Genomic DNA, 24,188 nt, shown 5'->3' with positions numbered 1-24,188 from the left:
GGGCCACCGGCCGTCTGCCGGGCCGCCGCCCGGTCCGCGTTCCGGGCCCCCGGTCCACCCCCCTGGTCCACCTCCCGGGCGGACCGCCCGCGCCGGGGCGGCATGCCCGGACCGGATGGGGCGGAATGCCATGCCCGGGAGGGGGACTGCCCTGCCCGGAGGGGGATTGTCTTGCCCCGGAGGGGCGGGCGGCGGCCTACCGGCCTATACCCAGGGCGGTCCCGGCGCCGGGCCGAGGCTCGCCGTGGCGCGGGCCTCCGCGTCCAGGCGGCGGATGTGCAGGAGCAGCCGGATGGTGACCGAGGGGTCGCTGATGAACACCCAGCCGTCCGGTCCGCCCTGGTCGTGCAGAATCCGCGCCGCGTTCGGCACGATCGAGCGCGGTCCGACGATCTCGCTGTCGGCGGCGAGCAGGATGTGCTCGGCGCTGGTGAACGGCTCCGGGTCCGAGGCGTTCCCGGCCGCCGTGGTCAGCACGGCGGCCGGCTTGCCGGCGAGCGGGGCCCCGGCCGTGGGTCTGGCCAGCCACTGCAGTGCGGTGAGCAGGGGACCGGGCGGGGTGTCCGGGTGCTCCGGCACGGCGAGCAGCAGCGCGTGTGCCCGCTCCGCCTCCTGCCGTAAGGCCCGTACGGCCGGGGGCAGCCGGTCCGGCGGCAGTTCGCGGTGCGGCGGCAGGTCGGGCGGCACCGGGCGGACGTCCAGGCGGACGCCTTCGCAGCCGGGTGTCGCGAGCGCCCGCAGCAGCAGTTCTCCGTAGGGGTCGGTTTCCGCGGGGGCGCAGAGCCCCATGATGTGTACGTCGGTCACAGCCGTCACGTCTCCTCGTCCTCGGTCTGACCCGGTGGGTCCGGCCCGCCTGCCTGCCCGTCAGGCGCTCGCGGGCGCGGCGCCGGACCTGGTGGCCGACGTGGCGCGCAGCCGCGGCGCCAGCAGCGCGCCGAGCAGCGAGAGCACGGCGGTGAGCGCGAAGACCACGAGCAGCGCGGAGCGGGTCGAGCCGTCGTAGTGCCGGAAGATGGCGATGGCCGCGCCGCCGAGACCGGCGATGAGCGCCGTGGCGAGGGTCTGGGCGAGCTGCAGTGCGCCGCTGACCTCGCCCTGCCGCTCCCCGGGCGTCTGTTCCAGGGTGTCGGTGGTGGAGGCGTTGAACGCGATGCCCATGCCGATTCCGCCGATGCCCCAGCCGACGATGGCGAGCCAGGACGGGACGGCCTCGGTGAGCACGGACAGGGCGATCACCGCGACGCCGGCCAGGAGGATCCCGAAGCCGAGGGCGACGCTGCCGGAACGCGAGGCCCGTCCGCCGCCGTCCCGCTTGGCCTGGATGAGCGAGCCGGCCACCCAGGTGATCGCGCCCGCGGAGAGGCCGAGGCCCGCCAGGGTGACGCCCATGCCGCGCAGCTCCTGGAGCCCGAGCGGCAGGAACGCCTCGCTGCCGAAGTAGACACCGCACAGCAGGCCGCGGATGGCGATGCCGGCGCCGATGCCCGCACGGGCGGACAGGGTGCCCTCCGGGGTGACGCGCCGCAGCGAGGGGATCGCGACGGCCAGGCCGACCACGGTGAAGACCGCCAGCAGGACCAGGTTCTTCAGCAGCAGGGCCTGCAGCAGGATCGCGGTGCCGACGGTGAGATAGACGGCGTTGGCCAGCGGGCTCTTCCACCAGGGCTGTGCGGGGCCGTCCGGGGCGGTCTCGGGCCGGTCGAGCCTGCGCAGACCGGGCAGGGTGAGCGCGGCGGCGGCCAGGATCAGCGGCAGCATCAGCAGGAAGACGGCGCGCCAGCTGGTGAGGTCCGTCAGCGCCCCGGCGATCACCGGGCCGACGAGCGAGGGGATGGTCCACGCCGAGGAGAGCAGGGCGAACATCCGGGCCCGCAGATGCTCCGGGTAGGCGAGGCCGATCACCGCGTACGCCATGGACATCACGGCGCCCACGCCGAGCCCCTGGACGAACCGGCCGAGCAGGAACAGCGGCCAGGACACGGCCGCGCCCGCGATCAGGCATCCGAGGGCGAAGACGGCGACCCCGAGCGCCACCGGCGCCCAGGGCCCGCGCCGGTCCGCCGCCCGGCCGGCGAGCACGGTGCCGACGATGTTGGCGAGCATCAGCGCGGACAGGCCCCAGCCATAGGCGCCGAGGCCGTCCAGCTTGCCGGCGATCGCGGGCAGCACGGTGGCCACGCCGAGCGATTCAAAGGCGACCATGCCGACCGAGAGAAGGATGCCCAGGGTGAGGGCCCGGTAGGGGCCGGAGAACACGCTCTCGGACCGTTGCCCCCCGGTGGTCGCGGTCGGGGGCGCGGCCGGTTCGCCCGATTCCTCTTCCTGCTGGGTGACGTGCTGAGACATTGCCACTCCTTGAGTCAAAAATATCGTTCCGAGTCGGAACGGAACGCAACTATACTTATACTGGCCGCATGCTGAACACCCCGACGGACTCCGGGAACGCCGACCCCTCGGCCGGACGGCAGCGCGCCGGCCGGCCCCGCGACGAGCGCATCGACGCGGCCGTGCCCGAAGCGGTGCTGCGGATCCTCAACGAGGTCGGCTACTCCGGCCTCACCATGGAGGCGGTCGCCACACTCGCGGGGACGAGCAAGCCGGCGCTGCGCCGCCGATGGCGCTCGCGGCAGCACCTCGTGGTGGATGTGCTCGCCACCACCATGGGCACCACGCCCACGCCCGACACCGGCTGCACGCACTGCGACCTGATCGCGGGGATCGGCACGCTCAGCCGCTCCTTCACCACCGCCGTGGGGCGGCGCGCACTGCCCGCCCTCGTCGCCGACCTGGCCAGCGACCCGGAGCTGGAGTCGGAGTTCCTCAGCAAGTTCTTCCACCCGCGCAGGGCGTCGACGGCCGAAGCGCTGCGGCGCGGCATCCGCCGCGGCGACATCCGCGCGGACGCGGACATCGACCTGCTTCTGGACATGCTGGCCTCGACCACGTACTACCGGGTGCTCTTCAACCACCTGCCCGTCACCAACGCGCTGGCGGAGGACGTGGTCATGGTCGTCCTCGGGGGTGTGGCCACCAGCCAGTGGCACCGGGAGCACCGGGACGACTTCTGAGGGGAGAGCCGACGGGCGCGACCGCGCCGCGGGCTCCGCGAGTACGACAAGGAGTTCAATGCTGAGCCGAGATTCCGAAGTGTCCGCACTGAAGCGGGTGCTGGCATCCGCCGTGTCCGGCCTTGGCGCGAGTCTGCTCCTGGAGGGAGGCATAGGCAGCGGCAAGTCCGTCTTGGTGCGCGCCGCGTTGCGATTCGCGCGCGGCGCCGGGTTCGAGGTGGTCTCCGCGCGCGCCCGCCAGGCGGAACAGACCCTGCCCGGCAGCCTGTTGTCCCAGTTAATCGACCAACTCCGGGCGTCCGCGGCCGCCTCGCCGGGACGTGAGCACCTCGGTGCGGCGGCCTGGGATATGCCGGAATGGGCATCCGAAGGGCCTGCCGGGCCTGCCGGGCCTGCCGGGTCCGCCGGGTCCGCCGGGTCCGCCGGGCCTGCCGGGTCCGCCGAAGACGCCTGCGACGCCTCGGCCCAGGCGCACCGTATGCACCGTCTGGTGACCGCTCTCGCCCCCCGCCGGCCGCTCCTGATCACCGTCGACGACCTGCACTGGGCGGACCGGGACTCGCTCCAGTGGCTCGCCCACCTCATGGCACGGCTCGACGGGCTGCCCGTCGCCCTGGTCGCCACCCTGGCCCATGGCCACACCGAGCCGAAGACCTGCACGCCCCACCACCCCGGCGCGACGACCCTGGCCGGGGTCGCCTCCGACTTCCACCGCCGCATGGTGGTCCGCAACCTCGACGCCGACAGCGTCGCCTACCTGATGAGCTCCGCCTTCGGTGAACCGGTCGACTCCGAAGCCGCCATGGCCCTGTGCCGGTCGACCGCGGGCAATCCGCTCCTCGTCCACGCCGTCCTGCGCGAGATCTCCCACAGCGGCGTGGAAGCGGCGCGCCTGACCGCCGCCGCCATCGGCGATCTCGGCTCGGCCGAGATCGCCGAGACCCTCGCCGCCCGGTGCGCCTGGATCCCCGGCGCGGGCCGGGTGCTCGACGCCCTGGCCGTGCTCGACCGCGGCGCGGACGCCCGGCTCATCGCCGACATCGCGGAGACAACCCGGGCGGAGGCCGCCGACACGCTCCAGAAGCTCACCCGCTGGGGCGTCCTGCACGACTGCCCCGCGGGCGTCGGCTTCGCACAGCCCGTGGTCCGCCAGTCCTTCCTCACGGCCATGCTGCCCAGCGACCGGACCCGCCTGCACACCGCGAGCGCCGCCGCGCTGCACGCCCGCGCCGCCCCCGCCGCACAGATCACCGCGCATCTGCTGCGGTCCGCCCCGCTGGGAGAGCCATGGGCCCACCGGTTACTCGCCGAGGCGGCCGACGCGGCCCTGGCGAGCGGCGACTTCGCCGGGGCCGGTGACTGTCTGACACGCGCGTTGGAGGAGGCCGGGCCGGAGCCGGGAGTGCTGCGGCGGCTCGGCCGGGTCGCACTCGCCGACGATCCCGTCGCCGCCGCCGACCGCTTCCGCGGCGCCCTGCGGCTGATGCGCGAGGACGACCCGGCCCGGGGCCCGGTCCTCGCTGATCTGGTCCAGGCCCTCGCGCTGGCCGGCGAGCTCCCCGAGGCGCTGCGGACGGCCCACCGTACGGCCGCCGAACTGGAACACGCCGAGGGCGCGGAGGAGCTGCGCTTCGGCGTGTGCGTCATACGGGACCTGCTCTCACTGCTCGCCGGCGGAGTCGTACGCGCCCTGCCCCGGCCCGCCCCCGGAGAGGACGACCGGCCCTGCTGGATACGGCTCGCCGAGTCGGCTCTTCAGGCCCTGCGCGCCCAGCAGAGCGGCGCCCGCCGCAAGGAAGCCGTGCACTGCGCGCGCCTCGGGCTCGCCGAACCCCTGGACGCGGCCAATCCGCTGATCGCCCCGCGCCTCCTGCTCGCCCTCGTCCTGTCCCACGCCGGTGAGCACGCCGAGGCACGAGAGGCCTGCCGGACACTGCGGAGCGAACTGCCCGAAGGGGCGCACGCCATGGCCGCGCTGGTCGGCGCCGTATGGGCCGAATGCGCCTACCAGGCCGGTCACCTGCAGGAAGCCGCCGATGTGTCGTGGGAAGCCCTCCAGCACGGCATTGACCAGGAGTGGCTCGGCTCCCTGCGGGCACGCTGGTGGCTGGGCGGCGCCCTGCTCGACCTCGGGGATCTCGAAGGGGCCAGGCGGCTGCTCCTCGACGCCGCTCCGTCCGAACGCACCCCCGAAGTGACACTGCCCGCCATGCTGTTCCACCGGGGGCGGCTGCATATCGCCGAGGGACGCCGCAAGGCGGGCCTGGCGGATCTGGAGGAGTGCGGCCGCCGGCTCCAGGCCCTCGGCTGGGCAGAGTGCCCCCGCTACCCCTGGCGCTCCGCGGCCGCGCTCGTCTACGCGGACCTGGGCAGCCCCGCCGTGGCCGAGCAGCTCGTACGGGAGGAGCTCGCCATGGCCCGGCGGTGGGGAGCGGCCCACGCCGTCGGCGGCGCCCTGCGCGTCCTGGGCCTGCTCACACCGGGAAAGGCACGGCTCAAGCTGCTCACCGAGGCGGCTGCGGCCCTGAAGGAGTCGGGAGCCACGGTCGAGGAGGCACGCGCCCTGCGCGACCTGGGGCGGGAGCTGATGCGCACCCGCAGGACCCGGGAGGCCCGCGAGCAGCTCCGCTCGGCCCTGGCACTCGCCGAGCGGAGCGGAGCCGGCCTGCTCGTCGAGGAACTGCGCCGGGACCTCACAGAGGCGGGCGCGAAGCCACGCCGCGAGACCGAGATCGGCCCGGAGGCCCTCACCCCGGCCGAACGCCGCGCCGCGCTGCTCGCCGCCGAGGGCCTGACCAACAAGGAGATCGCACACCGGCTGTACGTCACCCGGCGAACCGTGGAAATGCATCTCAGCCGGGTCTACCGGAAGTTGTCCATCTCGGACCGCCGCCACCTCGGCACGGCCGTCGGCGCCGAACAGCCCTTCCCCCCGCCGCCCGCACCCGCACCCCCGCCTCCCCCCGAACGGACCAAGACATGCGCCTGACCGCCCCGAGCCACGGGCGCGCACACCCGCGCCGACGGCGGGAGGCGGCTACACGACGACGGCGCGGCCCCGGACAGACCATGCGTCCGGAGCCGCGCCGACGGTGTCACGGCGTATGACGCCGCCGCAGGCTCACGCCTTGGTGTAGGCCACTTGTGGCCGCGAGTGCTGGCGACGCGGTCGGTGCGCCACGAGCCGCTCGGGTTGACGTCCATGCGGACCGAGATGCCCACGCCGTCCGCTGGGCGACCGCGTATCCACGTCCGTGGACCGGCCCGCCCTGCGATAGATGGCCAGGCCCTCCGGCTCACGGAACTCAAGGGTGCCGCCCGCCTTGGTCAGGACCGGCCCCTGCGTGATCGCGCCCGTTTTCCCGCCGTCCTTGTGGTGACGGACCGCCATGTTGTCGTGGACCGGGTCGATGGAGCAGGCGTACTCCACGGCTCCGTTCGCATCGACCTCGGTCCACAGCCAGCTCTCACTGCCGCGCGGCTCCACGCCGAACCCACCCCACCGCCGCGGACGCCGCTCCCGCTCCGTACCCCAGGCCGAGAGCGGCGAGCGATCCCGCCGCCCGCGCGCAGCAGACTCCGGCGGTCCCAACGTTCCTGCGGCATGAGCCCTCCCGTGGTCAGATCGGCGCTGGGTGCACTGATCGATCCGGGGAGCCTGGCGTCGTGGTGCGCCTGGCCGACTCCCTTTCGAACCCTGGGGCACCCCTGTTGAGGCTGCTCAAGGCACTGGAGGGTGCCGAGACGGAGCTGGAGTGTCTGCCGGAACTCGGCCAGGACAGCCCGGTGGTCGCGACAGAAATCCGCGAGAACCGCATTCTGTCGCCGGATGAGGTGGCTGAACTGGTGGATGCGTACCGGAGAGGCGCGAGCATGTTGGAGCTGTCCCGCCGCTACGGCGTACACCGAACCACTGTCGATGAGCACTTGAAGCGGGCGGGTGTGGTGAAGCGGTCACAGACGAAGATGACCCCGGACCGAGTGACCAGGGCGACGGAACTCTACGAGCAGGGCTGGAGCACGCCACGGATCGGGCGCGAACTCCACGTCAGCGCCAGCGCTGTGTGCAAGGCGCTCAAGCGTGCGGGGGTTCGGATGCGACCGCCTGTGGCACCAAGGTGAGCCAATCCTGAGCACAGTTCCTGCCCGGCAGGGCTGTTGCTCTACGTGCACCGCTCGCCGCTCGTAGGCTGGCGAGCGGTGCACTCACGTCCGGGTGTGCCACATCCTTCTTGGCCAAAGGTGTTGTCGCGAAAGGGTTTGATGATTGATGCTTTTAGGTGGATAATATGTTCACAAATTATGGCGAGGCGGCAGAGAAGGGGCAATGAAGTTCAAAAGGCGCACAGTAATGCAGATCGCAGATATGATCTGCGGTAACTTCCTTGCCGAGGAAAGCTTCTTCGTCTACCGCAGTAGCAGTTTTCTGACTGAGTTCTTCTCCGACATCGAGACTGACTATGCGCACGACGGCTCAACCCGTCAGTACTGGGTAGCTGACACCCTGGAGAAGATCCTCTCGGAGCCGCAACCAAACGCCAACACCCCGCCCGACACGTTCGCTCGCGTCGTCGACAGGCTCATGGATCCGGCTGACGCACGCAACGAGGACGAAAAACGACAAGGTGCGTTGGGTCAGCTCAATGCATCGCTGGCCCGGGAAGGCTTCGAGGCGTTCTACGCGCCAGACAAGAAGTGCTATCTGCGCCATGTTGCTACGAACACCGTCGCCACGCCTGCGCCCAATCCACACCGCCCCTTCTCGGCGGCTGAGCTTGAACGACGCGAGCAGCTTCTCGCATACCTGGATACTTGTTCCGAGGACGAGCTGATCGAGGAAGTCCTGCTTCCGCTCTTCCGGCAACTTGGGTTCCACCGAATCACGGCCGCTGGCCACAAAGACAAGGCGTTGGAGTACGGCAAGGACGTATGGATGCGATACACCTTGCCGACGCAACATGTCTTGTACTTCGGCATTCAGGCGAAGAAAGGCAAGCTCGACTCGTCGGGAGTGACGAAGACGAGTAATGCCAATGTAGCTGAGATTCTTAACCAGGCGCTCATGATGCTTGGTCACGAGATTTTCGATCCCGAGATCGGCAAGCGCGTCCTCGTGGACCATGCATTCATTGTCGCTGGCGGTGAGATTACGAAGGCGGCGCGCAACTGGCTGGGCAACAAGCTTGATGCCTCGAAGCGCAGCCAGATCATGTTCATGGATCGTGAGGACATCCTGAACCTGTTCGTGGTCACTAATCTTCCGCTACCGAGTGCGGCATGGCCGGAGACGGACGTCACTTACGATCCCCCCTTCTGACGTGTGCATTGAATCCCCCTGCCAGTTGCGTTATAAATAGAACCATTATTAGTTACCGCACGACAGGGAGGGAATCAAACATGGGCGAACAACAACCAGGCATGCAGCCGCAGGTACCGGGAGGGGAGGAAGAACGTAAGCCAGTAGTTTTCGCGGTTCGCATTGATCCAGCTTTACGGGAACAGGTTGAGGGACTCCGAGGAATTACCGAGCAATCGGTTAACGAGGTTGGTGTGGAAGCTCTCACAGCCTGGGTCGACAACAAGCTTGCCGATGAAGAGGTCCGCGAAAAGGCCATGGCCGGCATCGAGGAAGAGGAACGCCGACTCCAGGAGCGACGTAGTGCCATTCAGAAGGTCTTGGGAGCTACGGCCAGCGCCGCGGAAGAGAAGCCGGAGGGTGGTGGCGCCGGCCGGGGTGGCCGTCGAGGCAAATCCGTCAGCGAATAGAACTGCCTGTTGGGGCATACGTTGCCCTACGGTAAACGCGCATGGTCCCGCAAATACTACTCAACAGCTGCGATGTAACTTATCACGAGCCGCGTGTATCGACACACCTCAGCTAGAATCTGCGTGACCCCAAACTCGCGCCCATCAGTGAGAGAGACCTGAACGACAGCATGAAAGCTGTACCCACCTCTCACTTTTGAAATTCTTCCCTTAGTGCGTTGCCGAAGCAGTACCTCTCCGTCCATAAACGAGGGAGCGGATATTTCGATGTCGGGAGGAACGCTTGCCGCAGCCCCCTCTTCAGTCTCAAACTCAACAGCCGGTGCGTGGCTAAGAGAACGAGGCTGCATCACAGGCTTAACTTGCAGGTGGTGCTTGTCGTGATTGTCCAGTGAACTGAGGATCGGCAATGGATCGTCATTAATGGTCTGACCGGATTCGAGACGCTGGAAAGGCTGTATTTGCTCGATGGCATCCCGATATTCCTGCGGCAGTGACGCGATCTTGCTCTGAGTATTCGCCCACTCAGCTTCCGTACGACAGATGGGGAAGTAAATGTTCTTGAGTGTTGCTCTCCGTGTAACCCCAGACTGAACGGCGATAGCTACGGCGAGGTTGTCGAGGGCTGCTCGCAGGTGGTGGGCTGCTTCACCGAACTGAAGACTCCAGGCGCCCAGGGGTGGCTCTTGGTGGACTCGAAGCCGTAGCTCCCAACTCAGTCGATCAGGAGCAATGCTGGCCTCCCCGCTCCATGGGCCGGACGCTGACCAGCTTTGTATCGCAGAAGCCAAGCCTGCCCCCAAGCACTCGGCTCTATCGACCCTGGCCAGTTGGTCCGTGAAGTCCATCATCACACCCTTCTCTGCTGGTCCAAGAACCTAACGCTCTCGAGCCTTGCGAACTACCGGTTTCTTCTGTCTGCTCGACGCACTTCCCTCCTGCATCTCCCGCTCCAGCACCCACACGAACGCCACACCGCCCTTGGGGAACGTCCAGCCCTCGTAAGCGACTTCGACGCTCGGTGATGGGTCCGACGCTGAGAGGTGGGTGTGCCGCGGTTGGCGTGGACCGGAGAGGTAGTCCAAGACGTTCATGTAGCGGATACCGCAATCGCCGTACCAGAGTTCAGCTCGGAAGTCCTTGGTCGGCTGGGCGAGGTCAAGGTGTAGGACGTGCCCGTGCTGCTGTACCAACACGCGGTAGGTGTACGAGACGGTGACGACCTCGTCGGTCTTCACCTCGCTGCCCAGGTTGCAGGTGAAGACCTGGCCTTCCTTGCGGACGCTGCGCCGGATCTTCTGCTGCTTGCCGTTGACGGTCAGCTCCACGAGTTCGAAGACTTCGGGCGACGTGGCGTCGAGGTCGTCGACGGGTGGGAAGTACCACTCTGCTGCGGAGGTTGGGTCGGCAAGTAGCTCCCGGTACACATCCAGGTCGGAGACACAGGAGAAGCGGAGCACCGGGCTCGAAGGTAGGAAGCGGTACTCCCAACGGATGGTGGCGACGAACATCGCGCCTCGGCCTTCCGCCGGCCCCTTGGCCCAGGGCGTGAGCGCTACGGCCACGTGGGCGTCTTCCCAACGTTGCCGGGCGCCGATGATCTGTTCCCGGAGGTCTTGGTACGCATCGGCGGCCAGCTCCTTGTCACCGAGCCGGATGCTCAAGGTGTTCTCGACGATGCGGTCGAGGGTCTGCTTGGAGGCCACGTTGGTCAGGGACTCGGGCGCGAAGGCGAAGCCGTCGACCACGGCGTCGCGGATGGCAGGCGCTTCCTCGGACAGCACCTTGCGGAGGCGCTGGTTGGCTCGGGCTTCGGCGTCGGCCTGGTCGATGTACTCGAAGAAGATGGCGATGAGGCCGGTCGTGAAGAGGGCCGAGCCGACCTCCATCACGGGGAGGTTCTCAAGCCAGGCGCCGGCGGTACTGCCGCTCGCCCAGTGGGCGAGAAGCATCAGCGCGATACCAACCACCGTGACGACGGTCGCGAGAAGTGCGAGTTTGGTTTGGTAGAGGCGCGTGAGCGTGCTCGACATACAAGATCAATTGTAACAAACATGCAGCTCAGGGCAATGCTGCGCATGCGAAGACCCCGAGCCGCGCTGGTGCGAATCGGGGTCTTCTGGGCTGTGCAGTACGGGCTTAGCGGCCCGTGCCGCCACTGCCGCCGCTGCCGTTGACGAACAGCATGACCCTCACCTCCTCCGCGTCCTGGGGGCTGCTTGAGAGGCAGCATAGGACACATAGTCATGGGACGTAGATAGTTGGGATACATCGTCTCTGGATCTTGAGGCATGGGACATATGTAGTTGGGCCTGTCATGGCAAAACAGCCCATCTCAGACGCTGCCCAGACCTTTGGGGCCCGGGTGCGCGCCCGCAGGAACGAGCTCGGCAAGAGCCAGGAGCGCCTTGCCGACGACAGTGGTATGCACTGGACGTTCATCGGGCAGGTCGAGCGGGGGCAGCGCAACGTCAGTCTTCACAACATTCTGAAGTTGGCCGAGGCGTTGGGTGTCGATCCAGGCGAGCTAGTACGGGGCTTGAAGGCACCGGAATCTTAGTCCGTAAAAGCAGTGGCACGAGAATGCAGGACTCCTCGCAAGCTTTCCCCGAAATGGCAATATTAACCGTTAATCCCCGAGTAGTAGCCTTGCGCTTCGTGCGGCACCGTCTGGGAGTTCAAGAATATCCGTCCGATCAGCCACAAGGATCTTGACGACACGGATACCGAAATCCAATGCTTCTTGACAGAGTGGGTAATCTTCAGTCTTGAGATTGCTATTGCCGTGGACTACTTTGCTACGAAGGGCATAGATCTTTCCGAGTCGAGTCCGAAGAGCGATACGTTCCTCGACGGAGTCAGCCAGCAACTTCGCTATGCATGAGGTTACTCGGAATGTCGGCTCTCCCTCTTTCGTGCCAAATAGACTCTCCCATGCAATCACAGAATCAATGAGAACATCGGACGGTTCACGGCGCTCGGCAATAGCCCGCAGGATACGAGTGAGAGCAAGGTCGATCTTTGCCACGGGCTCAGCATTGAGACGACCGTACCAGTCGCACCAACTTGCCACTTCTTCACTTGTTAGTTGAATCGGCATAATGGCGGTTCCTTGGCGAGGATCATTCCAGGAAACGCTATAGCCTAGTGGGTCGTCAAAGTGGGTCCATGTCTGTACGAGCTGCGCTCTTGAATCACGGTCCACCGCGAGCATGAGACTAAAACGCAGTCGAGTTGCCACGGTCTGAAAGTCCCTGGACGGCAACATTTCGCTCGGCCATTGGGAGTCCACATCTTCTGTCGAGAGCGCTTGCGCTTTGACCTTGTACGGGTACTTGTACTCCAGCAGTACGTCACCGTCATAGTTGATAACTGTGGAAGTACCTGACGCGTCGGTGCCACTAAGTTTCGCTCGCAGGGATTCTGGTGCGTATTGCCGATCCAAGTCGGTTGCAGCGCGGACAACTCCCTTGTCGATCTCGAACTTCTCACCTTCCGGCAGCAAGACACCTGTGAACGCCACTCGGGCTGTAATGGTACAAGTCTTGCCCGCGAATACAGCCCTGACGAGACGCAACTCCTCGAGAGCTGCCTTGGCGAAAGATACCGGATCAATCTCAGCGCCCTGAACGTGCCGCCAGGCTGCGTTAAGCAACATGTCAGGCAGCATCACCAACTGTACGGTAACGCCGCGCCCAGCATTCGTGTACACATAAGCCACACGACCAGTACCCTCATTCTCGCTCGTGAACACCTTCTTCAGCACAGAATCTTGCAGTGCTGCGTTCAGGAAGCTTTTGGTTTGAGGGTGGCGATGCAGCAGCCCCGCTACAACAAAAGGAGTGTGAAATGGCATCATCGGCAATGGATCGGGTTCAGGAGGCAACAAGAAGGCGGGGTATATATCGAGCGCTAGGGCAACCAAGGCTCGTTCAATCTCGTCTTCACTAGCAGGGATCTCCTCAGAGCCAGCAGCCTGGAGATGCAAAGAATGGGCAACTGACCTCCCGTCATCGCGTACTTGAGTCAGGACCGCACCCATCACGCTTTCAGGAGGATGCTGGCCAAATTGTTGCGAAACTAGATTACGTAGCCCTTCAAACTCTCGCACATTTTGACCCTGCGGTTGGGATAGAGCGAAGGTGCCCGAGATGAGCCTGCGGATGGAGTCTGCATCGGAATTCATAAGGTAGGCCAATAGATTGGTGCCAGCCACTTCTTCCATCCACGTCAAGACAGACAGATCCAGGTCAAGCTCAGCACCTTGAGATTGAGCGTTCTTCGGCGAAACTTGGGACTCATCAACCATGTGGTAACTCCTACCTTTCTGGCAGATTATGAACGTATGCCTCTAATAGAGCAAGGTAAGAGACGCTTCGCCTTCAGGCTGGACTATTCTCTTCTCGCACCGTGGTCGTCATCTGTCGGCGGCTGCATCTAGTCACTACTCTCATAGCATGCCGACAACTGACGTGACAGTCCGCACCCTCGACGGTCTCCACCTGGCGGGCACCTTGGTCACGCCGGAGCAACCAACTTCCCGAGCTGTGGTGCTCGTCCACGGTGGAGGCGTCACCCGCGAGGAAGGCGGCTTCTTCACGCGGTTGGCTGCCGGGTTGGCTGAGGCTGGTGTGGCTTCACTGCGCTTCGACCTCCGCGGGCACGGCCAGAGCGAGGGTCGTCAGGAAGAACTCACCCTGTCGGCCATCCTCAACGACATTCGGGTCATGCTGGCGTACGTCCGCGAGGTAACCAGGGCCGCGGAGGTCACGTTGCTCGGGGCCAGCTTCGGCGGCGGGATCTGTGCGTACTACGCAGCCCAACGCCCGGACGAGGTCTCGCGCTTGGTGCTCTTCAACCCCCAGCTCGACTACAAGAAGCGCACCATCGACAGCCGGCCCTTCTGGGAGAACGACTACCTCCAGGACGAGGCAGCACAGCAGTTGGCGTCGGAGGGCTTCATCCAGTTCACGCCGACCCTCAAGCACGGGCGACCCATCTTCAACGAGGTGTTCTGGCTGCGGCCCCATGAATCGCTCGGCAATGTCGAGGCTCCGACGCTCATCGTGCACGGCACCGGGGACACACTCGTGCCGTTCGAGTCGTCGAAGTCGGCCGTCTCCCGGTTCCGGGCGCCATGCCAACTGGTTGAGATCGAGGGAGCACAGCACGGTTTCGCCCTCCACGATGACCCGCAGTACCTCAACCCCCAGAGCCAAGAGTGGCAGGCGTTCGTGATTCGGACGGTGGCGGAGTGGGTGACGAAGTAACGCTAAACAGGTGGGCTCTACCTGAACCCACTGAGATCATGAGGGCATGAAGCCCGAAACGCTCGCCGCGATCGCTGCCGCAGGAGCCGCTGTTGCCGCAGCCATCGTCTCCTTGGTCTCCACCTTTTACACCAGGCGGGCCGCCAACGCCGCCAAGGATCAAACGGCGATTCAGAGGGATCAGACGAGGCTCCAACAGAGGGCGGCCGATGCGGCGGTGGCGCAGACCGACCTCCAACGCAAGATCGCAGAAGATGCGGCCCAACCGTACGTCTGGCTGGACGTACGCGCCGACGCTGCGCAGGGGACAGCGTTCAACCTCATCCTCGGCAACTCCGGGCCGACCTTCGCGAACAACATCCGCGCCACGATCGAGCCTCCACTTCCGAGCGATCCCTCCTCGAAGGGAGACGCTGCCCAACGACGCCTTCGCAACGGCATCAAGTCTCTTGGTCCCGGCCACAAGCTCGTCTGGTTCATCGGCGTCGGTCACCAGATCGTCAAGGACGACATCTCTCAACTCCACACCATCACGGTAGAAGCGGAGGGGCCGCACGGACCGCTCCCCCCGATGACCTACGAGATTGACCTCTCCGACTTCAGGGAGACCCGTGACGCTCCCGAGGGCAACCTTCACTACGTCCGCAAGGCGATTGAGAAGATTGAGAAGAAGCTCCCCAATCCAAATCGCCCCATGCGCGTGATCGTCGAGAACCAGGAGGGGCAGTCGCCGGAAGGCTAACGATGTCGCCCTGCACGTCACGAAGCTCGCAGAGCTTCGCGGAAGTCTCGTACCGCAGGCCGGCTACTCCAGCGATCCAAGGTGTGCAGCACCTCGGAGAGGACACGCAGGGTCCGCTCCGACTTCATGGTGTGGGCTACTTCGGCGGAGGCCTGGCCAAGCTGGGCGGCCTCGTCGGGCTCGCCGCAGAGCGCCACGGCAGCAGCTCGCCGCGCATTGAAGAACCCCTTATCACGCCGTGACAGCGTTCCGGAGGTGATCGCCTCGCCGAACAGCTCCACGGCCATGCCCGGCTTGCCCGCCTCGGTGTACGTGACAGCGTTGCGGAGCATGAGGGTGTCCTCGGCGAAGTAGGCGCCCAGCGGGTTCGGGTCGTCACTGGGCACGTTGATCAGCAGGCTGCGCGACTCGTCGAGCTTCTGCTTGACGGCGTCCAGGGGTTCGCCGGTCATGGCCAGGCCGAGGGCTTCTTGCTGAGTGACCTCGGCGTGGACGCGCTGCGGGAGCTGCCACCGCTCGTGACGAGCTGCTTGGGCCAGGGTGAGCACCCGAAGGGCGTCGCGGTCGTCGTAGGCCATCTGGGACTTCTTGAGCAGGACATATCCCTGCATGGCACTGTCGTCGGCTTCTTGAGCCCACTCCATGGCGCGGTCGTACCAGAAGCCGGCCTGTCCGGGCTGGTGGATATCGCGGTACAGCCATCCGGCGAACTCGGCTCCGTCGGCACCGACGGACAGCAGCTCGCGGCGAGCCTTGGGCTTCACGTCGCGGGCGTTCTGTTCGATGGCGCCGAGCAGCCCGAGGACGACCGGCAAGGTCTTCTTGGGCCCGAGGGCGCCGTCGTCGCGCTTGGCGTTCTCGAGCTGGGCGCGGAAATAGTCGACGACGGGGCCATCGAGGTAGCGGCGGGAATCTTCCAGGGCGCTGGCGACGCGCTGGAGCTCTTCCAAGCCTAGACCGGGCAGGGCTGCAGCGGCGATGCCGCTGAGCAGGGTTCTACGGTGGAGCGGACTCATGGCCTCGCGTTCTGCGCTCGTGGTGCTGTCGGCTGGGATCGCCGACAGGCTGCCGAGGCCGCTGGTCGCCAGCGTGGAGGCGTCGAGCGGTACGAAGACGGGTTGTCCGTTGACGACGACCGGAAGCAGCGTCGAACCCTGGGTCTGGGGCGACTGCTCTGCTTTCTGGTGATCGGGCTCTTCCTGCGGATTCGCGGGAACGGCGAACTGGTGCTGGCTGCCCGGCAGCTTGAACCACAGTAGGTCGGCCGGGATTCGGAGACTATGCGCCCACTGCATGAGCTTGGAGAGGTCTTGCGGGGCTGGGCCGTTCTCGATGCGGCTGAGCTGCGCCTGGGTCACGCCGAGCCAGTTGGCAACGGCTCCTTGGGAGATGGGGCGCTCGTGGTGAGGGTGGGTGCGGTAGGCGTAGAGCACTTGGCCGAAGTGCCAGCTGTCCAGGGCCTCGCGCATCCGGGGGTGCTGCCAGAACTCGGCGGGGAGATCGGGCGGTTGGCCGGCTGACTTCCGCTCCTGGCGGGCGCAGGCCCCGCAGCGATCTCCGGCGTTGTCCCTGGCCAGCCGCGTACCGCACTGACAGTAGCGGCCTGGTTGCTGTGGTGCCATACCGCCGGTACTCCCGCCCTGGTTGCCCCTGCTTGTGCGCTACCCAGCGTATTGCCATATGGGGCCGGTGGGTGGCAATACGCCGGACGTATACCGGCGTATGCGTGGCTGTAGTTGGCCCGCCTACCGGCGGCCAACAGGCTCAATTGCCCCCGCTTTTCTACCCGTCTGGCCGACGGGGCAAGGAGCCGATGTTATGCCACCCACTTCAGCCCGGCTTGCCTACGGCTATCTTCGCGTACTGCCCGGCATGGGGATCGACGATGTGCTGCGTCTTCAGCGCGACATGGCGAGCTTCGCACAGGAGAACGGATTTGTTCTCGCAGATGTGTTCGTCGAAGCCCAGTGGCAGCAGCTGAAAGCCTGGGCGGAGGTTGTGGCTCACAGCCGCGCGAAGAACGTGGTCCACGTGGTCATGCCCTCGCCGGAGCACCTCCACCAGATCCCGGTCTTGGCGGAGATCATGAAGGACGAGGTCGAACGCGAGATTGGCGGCCAGCTCTGGTTGGTCGAGCCGCTCGACGAGACGACCGCTTCTGAGCAGGAGGCGGGCCGTGAGTAGCGAGCACTTCAACAGCAACGGCTCACACGAGCGGCGAAGGCCTGCACCGGGTTGGCTGTATGTCTCCTCGCTCCGCCTGGCAGCGGTGGGCACCGCCGCCGGGGTTGCACGGATGTTCGTACGTCATCACTTGACGTACCTCGGCCTGTCGGAGCACGTTGCAGATGGTGAGCTGGTGGTGAGCGAGCTGGTCACCAACGCCGTGGAGGCAACGGGCATTGCTGATCCGGCGGTGAAGCTGCACGACATCCAGGCGGAACACCTGGTCGCGCTGCAACTCCGCGTCGTGGACACGCGGCTGTTCATCGAGGTGTGGGATCGCAGCGTGGAGGAGCCGGTCAGGAAGGACGCGGGTGACGACGCCGAGGGCGGCCGGGGCCTGGTGCTCGTCGAGGCGTTGGCCCAGCGATGGGGCGTCGCTCATCCGCCGGCGGGAGGCAAGGTCGTATGGGCGGAGTTGGTCATCGGGAAGGCGCCTGCTCCGCGTGGCCCTTTTGGCGATAGGCCGCGTCTTGAGCGGCGGGTTCCGCAGGGGACGCGGCCTCCTCGGGGTGTGGTGTTCGAAGCTGCGAGCACCGCATTGCTTGAGAGAGTGTTGGAGGGGTTAAGGGTTCTGTAGTGTCACTACCTCCTTCCGTAAAGAATCAATAACCCAAGAGAGCCGATGTCACTTGCATCGGTTCTTTGTGTCTACGCCAGGGAATCGTCTGCAGGTCAGACAGACGCCCTTCTCTACGGATGGCGCGAAACCCCTGCATGGCGGACTCAAGTGCTGCATCCATCCTATACGCAGGAACCTGCACCATTGAGCCCATAACCCACGCAAACGCGAAAGATTCCGCTGCCCAAAAATGGTACCCATGAGAGAAGAAGTGATCAGCGAGGGCAAACACCTTGTTTACGTCTGGCACAGGGTTAGCCTCGTTCATCAATAGCAGCTTCACACTGGTCAGATGACATCGCCACCGGACGGCTTCGTCCTCAGTTCTTTTGGCCAAGGTAGCCATCATCTGCGTCGACTGTTGGCGATCCGTCAACGCGTAAAAGCAGGCGAACTCGAACGATGCTTCATCGTGCTCTTGCCGCGCTCCGGATTGGGCGTAGCAATGCAGAACATGCTCCCAGATTTCGTTGAAGCCTTCGAGTTGTTCTTGATTATTCCGGAGGGGATGAAGGCGATGGCGCATACGGGCATGCAAGAGACGAGCCATCAACAACGGATCGGAGGGCAGGCTGCGAAACCCGAACCCCAGCTCCATCTCCATCTCGCTGTTAAGGTCAAAGAGACTGGGTATTCCCATGTCATCCCGCAGGCTATGTGAGCCCGCGAAGAGTGCCGCCTTATAGCGACCAGAGAGAACGCGAAGGAGAATTTCCTTGTCTTGGGGCGCTGCCTTCAAGATCTGATGGGCATCAACGTAGAAGCGGTAGGAGCCGTACCAGTCTCCGTATCCGTAAGCCGCTTCGGCTTTATCAATCAGATCGTGGACGGGCGGTGACAATTGCGGGTTCGCACTAAACTCCTCGTATGTCAAATAGTGCCGCTTCACGGGGATAGATCGGTGATCAGTAGTGCTGGCGCCTGCGATTTTATCTGAGGATTCTTCCTCTTCTGTTCGCGTCAACGACGCGTCCCACATCTTCAGCATCGTAGCCGCGAGTTCGACTCGTACAACCCTAGAGAAGTCCCGCGTGAAGTTCTTTCCGTCGAAATCTGCCTCAATTTTAACTGCGGCTACATAATCTTTATATACAGCACGACGGTCGCTCCCGTCTTTGGGTTGCACCTCAACGAATCCAAACAGAATCTCCGCTGCTCTGCGATAGGTAATTGAGGAGGCGGGTACTACATCATCCGGATCATCAGGATTACCCGGCAGCAAGTCGATTGCTTTGCTCACGACCAGACTTAGTGCGCCTGATGGGTCCTTCCTCCATTTCTCAGTCTCTAGCCTTTCTACGATTTCTGCGGTAATGGAGAGTCTCTTGACATCCGACCTTCCGTCGTCGTCCCGCCTATTGGGGTCATTAAATGTTTCATGGCGGCGTCGCTCGGCGATGTCGCCCAGCTCCCATGCAAGATCCTTTTTTACTGCTTCCTCATCACGCCCATCGATCACGCTCACGTACGCAGTATGGCCCAGATCGGCGGCGCCTCGCTAGCAGGCCCAGTACTCCACGCCGGGCGGGGCTGGATCGATCTCGTGCCACTCCCCGTGAGCAGTGAGGTGAGCGTTGAAGTCTGCGATCTGCTCTGGTGCCAGGTGATCACGCATGAGTATTCCCGTGCAGTGCCCAGCAATTTCAGACCAGACACCAGTTGCGGGACCCTCAGGAGCGCGATCACCGGTGGTGTTCAAGAACACCATGACGTCTCGTGTGAACTCGTAGTCATGATTGATTAGACTTGGAGAAACTCGTGCTACTAGTTCCCTATCTAGGCTTTCCTGGCTCTGGACGGAGCTCTCTACAAGCGCCCTAATACGCTCGGGGTCACGTTCAGCTACGTAATGCATCTCCCTGACGAGCGTCTGCCATAAATCATCGCACGCATCTAAATTGGCCTGTGATAGCCCCTGGCTGTGCGTCTCCCCATAATGCAATTTGTCGGCTAACTCATAGGCAGCCCCAGCAAGGCTCCGCCACAGGATCACGATCTGCTCATTACTCATGGCATCCACGTTGAAGAAGCGCCCTTCGGGCGTTCTTTCAATTTCTGGACGTGGCGCTCCTTCTGGCATGTTTGACATTTATTAAAACGCAAAACGATCTTGCCGTCAAGATCGTTTGTCCGTGTACGAGGGTCTACGGACAGGGGCATCCGCAAACCTGTATGCACAACGCCCTGGTACGGACATGGCCTCCTCCGATTGGCTTGCCTCATCGCCGCAAAGCAGCACGGTTCCTCAATCGCCACGCATGGCGAGCCGTGTCGCAGATAGGCGCTATGTAAACACCTGTAGGCCGGAGACTCATGCTCACGGCCGAACGCAAGCAAGAAGGACGCAAAGACGATGGAACTCATCATCGCCGTAATAGCGGTCTACTACCTCGGCCGCATTCGTCAGTGGCAACTGAACCGCCGGGACAACCCGGTGGGTCACCACTTGGGCGAGGCGTACAAGGCCATTCGGGATCACGAGCAGCGCGATGGCAAGGGCGGTGAGCGGTAATGGAGACGTCGAACCTGACCTACCACCTCGCCATGACCTACATGTCGCTGGTGGCATTCATCGAGCGAACCGAGGCCGGCCGTAAGGCGGCTCAGGAACGTAGCCGTGCACGACTACACGCCGAGCTGGATGCGGTCGATCTCATCCCTCTGACCAGCCCCGAAAACCGGCGCTGGTGACTTCCCTCTGCGGCCGGGCGCTCGTGCCCGGCCGCTTCTCAATCCCTCAACCAATCCTCTTGAGGAGGTACTTCATGGAATCCAAGAAGGGGCCGGCGCAGGTGCGTTGGCCCGTTCCCGGCTCGCTGGCCTTGACGGTTGCGACTGCTGTGGCGGCGACGGTCACCGGCTGCGGGCTCATCAACGACGCCCCGCCGCCCGGCGGACTGGACGAGCTTCGGCGCATCGCGTCTACGTGCGAGGCGAAGCCGCCCGCGACCATGGTGCGGCTCGACGGCACCGGTTCAAGCGACAGTGAAGCCATCAAGTCGAAGCGGCTGGATGGCGTCGAGGAAATCGCCAGAGAAACCGCGGTGTGTGGCGGTCGGCTGCGGGTGGAGATCTTCGGCCCGTCGAGCGCTGGGGCGGTCGAACTGTTCGACGACACGCTCAAGCCACATGGTGCGACAACCAACAGCCGCCTGCGGCGCGTGCCGGAGCTGGTCGACAAGACGATGACGCAGATCCGGGGCGGCTACGACGCCGCTGTCGCCGAACTGCCGAGCGGCGGCTCGGATATCACCTCGCAGCTCCGTCTTGCCGGTGAGTGGCACGACCAGCTCGGTGAGGACTACCGGCTCCACGTGGTCATCTTCACGGACGGCTTCCAGACGGTTGGCGGTGTCAACTTCTACAAGGAGCCGCTGAGCCCGGAGAAGGCCGCTGCCCTGGCCGAGAAGGCCTCGGTGCCGAAGCTATCCGGTGCGTCCGTGATCTTCGCGGGCCTGGGCAACGTGGCCGGTAAGCCGCCCAAGTCGGCGGTGGTCGAGGGCCTGGTCGCCTACTTCGACTCCCTGTGTAAGCGTACGAAGGCTGACGAGTGCACGTCAGTCACCGACTATGCGGTGGGGCGGTAGGCGTGGCGAAGGAGTTGGCTGCCTCGGGTGAGCCTGCCGAGACGTGGACGGAAGAAGCGGACGCGATCTCTCTGCCCCGGCTGGATGAGATCGCGGCACTGGCCAGGCCGGGCAACATCGGCGAAGCGTACAGCGAGCGCGAGTACGCGGCGCTGGCACGCGAGCAAGAGGTGTTGTGGTCAGCCGAGGGCGAGGAACAGGGCCGTCCGCTGCGCACGCAGGCTCGTGGCCTGGACGGTGCGGCTGCTGGGGTTCAAATCCTGCTCGTCGGCCAGGAGGAAGAGCTTCGGCAGGCGCGTGAGGACTACCTGCACGCCGCGCGGGTGCTTTCGCCCCACACACGGCGCGAACCGGGAGGAAAACTCCGGTACTGGGTGTGCTGGCTGATCTTGGTGCTCGGGGACATGGCCGGCGTATGGGCCTCGGCGGTGAGCTGGGGCGATGTTCCCTACATCGCCTTTGGTCAGGCGCTGGCGTCCGGCGTCGCTGCCGGTTGCGCGGGCCTGGTGGGGCTCGAAATCAAGTACCTGCGAATGGCCCGGATGCGGCAGCGCGACGCGAACTCGCTGAGTGACGACGAGCGCCGCTACATCCGGTTGTTCTCCGGCGACACGGACAAGGGCCTCGGGCTGGTGGGGCTGGTCGGGGTCGTATCGCTGGGCGTGGTGCTGCTGGCGGCCTCGGGGGTGTACGTCCTGCGAGGAATTACCGAAGGCGCCGCGGCTGGGCTGACGTTCGGGTGTCTGGCAGCAGCGACAGCCGCCGGTTCCTTCCTGCTCGGCTTCTCAGCCGGGGACGAGGTAAGCGACCTGGTGTACGCCAAGGAAAGGCGTGCCCGGCGGGCCGAGGCGCGGTACCAGAAGCTTGCCGCCTCGTCGGCCGTGAAGCAGCGGGCCGAGGCCGAGGAAGCGGCCCGGTCGGTACAGACGGAGTCGGTGCTGCGCGGACAGGCGGCGGCCTGGCGGATGGAGGCCCTGAACTGGCGCGTCCAACGCAATAACCCCCAGGTACTCGGACACGGCTTCCCCGCCGAGGGCCACGTGGTCGGTCGGCGCGACCGGCAGCACTTCGAGCATGTCAACGGTGATGTGCGGTGATCCTGTTGCCGTCTCGGATGGTTCCGGTGTCACTGCTCGGCCGCGCGCCGGCCCGCACGCAGTATCGGCCGTCGTCGAAGGAGTTTCGGCTCGGGGCTGCCGGACGTCCATCGCCCGTCCCGACACTGCTCATCTCTATCTTCGACAACTCCGGGTCGGTGGTTGGCCCGGCGGTGGGTTCCGACCCTGTGTCAGCCCGGTATGGGGAGGTGGAGTACGCCTTCGCTGCCGTGGCCCGTAAGAAGGTCGCGCCTCACGAACTGGGGGCGGTACTGCACTTCGACTCCCCGACGAGTGGCGATGTGCCGCCGCTGACGATCAGCAACGGGAACATGGAGCGGTTGCGGGCCGGGTTGCAGATCCCGCCGGACGGCGCGGGGAGCAGTTGCCTCCTTCCCAGCCTGCGCCAGGCGGTCGCGCTGGCCGAGGCGCATCCCAAGCACGAGGCCACGGTCGTGGTGCTGTCGGACTTCATGCTTTTGGACGCCCATCCGTCTGCCGCATTGACCGAACTGGCCGAATTCCCCGGCGCGGTTCATGCCGTAGTGCTCGGTGGCTACGTCGCGGAAGACGCCTTCGCGGAATCCATCACCGTGACGCCTATCCAGCGCGACGACCCTCCGGGCGCGGTGGCGCGTGCTCTGTTCGCCAGCCTGGTGACGCACCGACCCGGCAGCTACGTGCATAAGGAACAGCGCTAGCCCGGCTCGTTGCTCATTCCACAACGCATTTCTTCGCTGCGTGCTGTGGGTGCCGACCAGAGATGCCGACGGAGGACGGCGCCCGTGTCTTCGGGCGAATGTTCGCCCGAACCTTCAAGCGAACCAACGGTTTCCAAGACTTGCGCGCTTTGTCACAGTCAAGCGCGTATCCCGGCTCAACCCAAAGACAAGTGAGCCGGTAACAGAAAGGAGAAAGAAGTACGTGAATAACAACGAAGAGGAACGGTATCGGACGTCGGGTGATGTTCCGAAGAAGTTCCGGACCATCCTGGCCGACCCTCCGTGGTCGACGAACCAAACTGGCGGAAAAGGCGCCGAGCGGCACTACTCGCTCATGTCCCGGGAGGGGATCGAAGCCTTGCCCGTACGGGACTTGGCCGAGGACGACGCACACCTGTGGTTGTGGGTGACCAACAACACGCTGCGTGACGGCTACGAAGTAGCCGAAGCGTGGGGTTTCACCGTGCGGGCGCCGCTGACCTGGATCAAGTTCCGGCTGGGCCTAGGGCACACGCTCCGCAACGCGACTGAGCACCTGCTGTTCGCTACTCGGGGTAACGCGCCGGTACGGTTCCGCAGCCAGCCGACGTGGATCAATGCGCCCGTGCAGGAACACTCAAGGAAGCCCGACGAGCAGTACGCGGTCATAGAGCGGATCTCCGCCGGCCCCTACCTGGAGCTGTTTGCCCGGCGTCGTCCGCCGAGTAACCGGCAGTGGTGCATCTGGGGCAACGAGGTCGAGGCCGACATCAGCATCCCGGGCTATCCGGTCCCCAGCGACCAGCAAGCGAGGTGACGCGCCATGAACAACGGCGGTATGAGCCCGTTCAAGAATCCGTTCCAGTGGTTGTTCCAAGTCGGCTTGCTGGTACTCGGAACGGCGCTGGCGCTGACCGTAGCGGTCGATCTGCTGCGGACCATTCTGCCCTGGATTATTGCGGCATTCGGGATTGCAGGAATCACCTGGGGTGCGGTGGAGTTTGTCCGCTGGCGGCGCTCCCGCTGGTGATCCACCGCTCGCTCGAACACCAGAGGTAGAGCGTTGTGGAATGGACAACTTCGCTTGACGAGTGGTGGGAAATATCTAA

25 protein-coding genes are annotated in these 24,188 nt (G+C 64.9%); 17 read left to right on the top strand and 8 right to left on the bottom strand.

What is annotated here, in order from left to right:
- Positions 1 to 204 precede the first annotated feature (204 nt).
- Positions 205 to 807 carry an NAD(P)H-dependent oxidoreductase gene (locus tag OF819_RS15245; protein WP_267244055.1) on the bottom strand — a complete coding sequence of 201 codons (603 nt, stop codon included), beginning with the start codon at positions 805 to 807 and terminating at the stop codon, positions 205 to 207.
- Positions 808 to 867: 60 nt separating this feature from the next.
- A complete protein-coding gene (locus OF819_RS15240; RefSeq protein ID WP_267244054.1) occupies positions 868 to 2,349 on the bottom strand; it encodes an MFS transporter in 1,482 nt (493 codons plus the stop codon).
- Positions 2,350 to 2,417: 68 nt separating this feature from the next.
- Here OF819_RS15240 and OF819_RS15235 point away from each other — a divergent pair, with 68 nt between their 5' ends.
- Positions 2,418 to 3,071 (top strand): TetR/AcrR family transcriptional regulator, encoded by a 654-nt coding sequence (locus tag OF819_RS15235; RefSeq protein WP_267244053.1) that lies wholly within the window; start codon positions 2,418 to 2,420, stop codon positions 3,069 to 3,071.
- Positions 3,072 to 3,129: 58 nt separating this feature from the next.
- Positions 3,130 to 6,060 (top strand): AAA family ATPase, encoded by a 2,931-nt coding sequence (locus tag OF819_RS15230; protein WP_267244052.1) that lies wholly within the window; start codon positions 3,130 to 3,132, stop codon positions 6,058 to 6,060.
- A gap of 132 nt (positions 6,061 to 6,192) precedes the next feature.
- On the opposite strand, the gene OF819_RS15225 is transcribed toward OF819_RS15230, so the two are convergent.
- On the bottom strand, positions 6,193 to 6,663 hold the full coding sequence (locus tag OF819_RS15225) for a hypothetical protein (protein WP_267244051.1): 471 nt from the start codon (positions 6,661 to 6,663) through the stop codon (positions 6,193 to 6,195).
- A gap of 74 nt (positions 6,664 to 6,737) precedes the next feature.
- Here OF819_RS15225 and OF819_RS15220 point away from each other — a divergent pair, with 74 nt between their 5' ends.
- The 3 genes from OF819_RS15220 (at position 6,738) to OF819_RS15210 (ending at position 8,837) form a co-directional block, all read left to right on the top strand.
- Positions 6,738 to 7,193 carry a helix-turn-helix domain-containing protein gene (locus tag OF819_RS15220; RefSeq protein ID WP_267244050.1) on the top strand — a complete coding sequence of 152 codons (456 nt, stop codon included), beginning with the start codon at positions 6,738 to 6,740 and terminating at the stop codon, positions 7,191 to 7,193.
- Between the two features lie 229 nt (positions 7,194 to 7,422).
- The gene (locus OF819_RS15215) at positions 7,423 to 8,388 is read left to right on the top strand and encodes a hypothetical protein (RefSeq protein WP_267244049.1); all 966 of its coding nucleotides are present in this window, start codon (positions 7,423 to 7,425) and stop codon (positions 8,386 to 8,388) included.
- A gap of 80 nt (positions 8,389 to 8,468) precedes the next feature.
- A complete protein-coding gene (locus tag OF819_RS15210; protein WP_267244048.1) occupies positions 8,469 to 8,837 on the top strand; it encodes a hypothetical protein in 369 nt (122 codons plus the stop codon).
- Positions 8,838 to 9,715: 878 nt separating this feature from the next.
- Here the strand turns inward: OF819_RS15210 and OF819_RS15205 are convergent.
- Positions 9,716 to 10,870, bottom strand: a complete 1,155-nt coding sequence (locus OF819_RS15205) for a hypothetical protein (RefSeq protein WP_267244047.1) — start codon at positions 10,868 to 10,870, stop codon at positions 9,716 to 9,718.
- A 284-nt stretch (positions 10,871 to 11,154) separates the two neighbouring features.
- Here OF819_RS15205 and OF819_RS15200 point away from each other — a divergent pair, with 284 nt between their 5' ends.
- Positions 11,155 to 11,397 (top strand): helix-turn-helix domain-containing protein, encoded by a 243-nt coding sequence (locus tag OF819_RS15200; RefSeq protein WP_267244046.1) that lies wholly within the window; start codon positions 11,155 to 11,157, stop codon positions 11,395 to 11,397.
- A 69-nt stretch (positions 11,398 to 11,466) separates the two neighbouring features.
- Here the strand turns inward: OF819_RS15200 and OF819_RS15195 are convergent, their stop codons facing one another.
- Positions 11,467 to 13,146, bottom strand: coding sequence for a HEPN domain-containing protein (locus tag OF819_RS15195; RefSeq protein ID WP_267244045.1), 1,680 nt, complete (start codon positions 13,144 to 13,146; stop codon positions 11,467 to 11,469).
- Positions 13,147 to 13,294: 148 nt separating this feature from the next.
- On the opposite strand from OF819_RS15195, the gene OF819_RS15190 reads away from it, so the two are divergent.
- Together OF819_RS15190 and OF819_RS15185 are read left to right on the top strand one after the other, a co-directional pair.
- Positions 13,295 to 14,107: an alpha/beta hydrolase gene (locus OF819_RS15190; RefSeq protein WP_267244044.1), complete on the top strand. Its 813-nt coding sequence runs from the start codon at positions 13,295 to 13,297 to the stop codon at positions 14,105 to 14,107.
- Between the two features lie 46 nt (positions 14,108 to 14,153).
- Complete coding sequence (locus tag OF819_RS15185; RefSeq protein WP_267244043.1) at positions 14,154 to 14,849, top strand: hypothetical protein; 696 nt, start codon at positions 14,154 to 14,156, stop codon at positions 14,847 to 14,849.
- Positions 14,850 to 14,866: 17 nt separating this feature from the next.
- Here OF819_RS15185 and OF819_RS15180 read toward each other — a convergent pair whose 3' ends face one another.
- Positions 14,867 to 16,318 carry a helix-turn-helix domain-containing protein gene (locus OF819_RS15180; protein ID WP_267244042.1) on the bottom strand — a complete coding sequence of 484 codons (1,452 nt, stop codon included), beginning with the start codon at positions 16,316 to 16,318 and terminating at the stop codon, positions 14,867 to 14,869.
- A 349-nt stretch (positions 16,319 to 16,667) separates the two neighbouring features.
- On the opposite strand from OF819_RS15180, the gene OF819_RS15175 reads away from it, so the two are divergent.
- Complete coding sequence (locus tag OF819_RS15175; RefSeq protein ID WP_267244041.1) at positions 16,668 to 17,033, top strand: hypothetical protein; 366 nt, start codon at positions 16,668 to 16,670, stop codon at positions 17,031 to 17,033.
- Positions 17,026 to 17,652, top strand: coding sequence for an ATP-binding protein (locus OF819_RS15170; protein WP_267244040.1), 627 nt, complete (start codon positions 17,026 to 17,028; stop codon positions 17,650 to 17,652). The genes OF819_RS15175 and OF819_RS15170 overlap by 8 nt, the downstream gene beginning before the upstream one ends.
- Before the next feature lie 25 nt (positions 17,653 to 17,677).
- On the opposite strand, the gene OF819_RS15165 is transcribed toward OF819_RS15170, so the two are convergent.
- Positions 17,678 to 19,159 (bottom strand): hypothetical protein, encoded by a 1,482-nt coding sequence (locus OF819_RS15165; RefSeq protein WP_267244039.1) that lies wholly within the window; start codon positions 19,157 to 19,159, stop codon positions 17,678 to 17,680.
- Positions 19,160 to 19,192: 33 nt separating this feature from the next.
- The gene (locus OF819_RS15160; RefSeq protein ID WP_267244038.1) at positions 19,193 to 19,783 is read right to left on the bottom strand and encodes a hypothetical protein; all 591 of its coding nucleotides are present in this window, start codon (positions 19,781 to 19,783) and stop codon (positions 19,193 to 19,195) included.
- 264 nt (positions 19,784 to 20,047) lie between these two features.
- On the opposite strand from OF819_RS15160, the gene OF819_RS15155 reads away from it, so the two are divergent.
- The 7 genes from OF819_RS15155 to OF819_RS15125 all read left to right on the top strand — a co-directional run bounded on the left by OF819_RS15155 (position 20,048) and on the right by OF819_RS15125 (position 24,109).
- Positions 20,048 to 20,206 carry a hypothetical protein gene (locus OF819_RS15155; protein WP_267244037.1) on the top strand — a complete coding sequence of 53 codons (159 nt, stop codon included), beginning with the start codon at positions 20,048 to 20,050 and terminating at the stop codon, positions 20,204 to 20,206.
- Entirely contained in the window at positions 20,206 to 20,385 is a 180-nt protein-coding gene (locus tag OF819_RS15150; protein WP_267244036.1) for a hypothetical protein, read from the top strand. Before OF819_RS15155 ends, OF819_RS15150 begins: the two co-directional genes overlap by 1 nt.
- Before the next feature lie 74 nt (positions 20,386 to 20,459).
- Complete coding sequence (locus OF819_RS15145) at positions 20,460 to 21,281, top strand: hypothetical protein (RefSeq protein WP_267244035.1); 822 nt, start codon at positions 20,460 to 20,462, stop codon at positions 21,279 to 21,281.
- A gap of 2 nt (positions 21,282 to 21,283) precedes the next feature.
- Positions 21,284 to 22,378, top strand: a complete 1,095-nt coding sequence (locus tag OF819_RS15140; RefSeq protein WP_267244034.1) for a hypothetical protein — start codon at positions 21,284 to 21,286, stop codon at positions 22,376 to 22,378.
- Positions 22,375 to 23,079: a hypothetical protein gene (locus OF819_RS15135; protein WP_267244033.1), complete on the top strand. Its 705-nt coding sequence runs from the start codon at positions 22,375 to 22,377 to the stop codon at positions 23,077 to 23,079. Before OF819_RS15140 ends, OF819_RS15135 begins: the two co-directional genes overlap by 4 nt.
- A 223-nt stretch (positions 23,080 to 23,302) precedes the next feature.
- A complete protein-coding gene (locus tag OF819_RS15130; protein WP_267244032.1) occupies positions 23,303 to 23,896 on the top strand; it encodes an MT-A70 family methyltransferase in 594 nt (197 codons plus the stop codon).
- A gap of 6 nt (positions 23,897 to 23,902) precedes the next feature.
- Positions 23,903 to 24,109: a hypothetical protein gene (locus OF819_RS15125; RefSeq protein ID WP_267244031.1), complete on the top strand. Its 207-nt coding sequence runs from the start codon at positions 23,903 to 23,905 to the stop codon at positions 24,107 to 24,109.
- The last annotated feature ends 79 nt before the right edge of the window (positions 24,110 to 24,188 follow it).

It is taken from the genome of Streptomyces sp. PR69, assembly GCF_026420845.1.
In the GTDB taxonomy this organism is placed as follows: Bacteria; Actinomycetota; Actinomycetes; order Streptomycetales; family Streptomycetaceae; genus Streptomyces.
The sequence above is the reverse complement of the archived record's forward strand: the minus strand, read 5'-3'. Positions and strand labels throughout refer to the sequence as shown.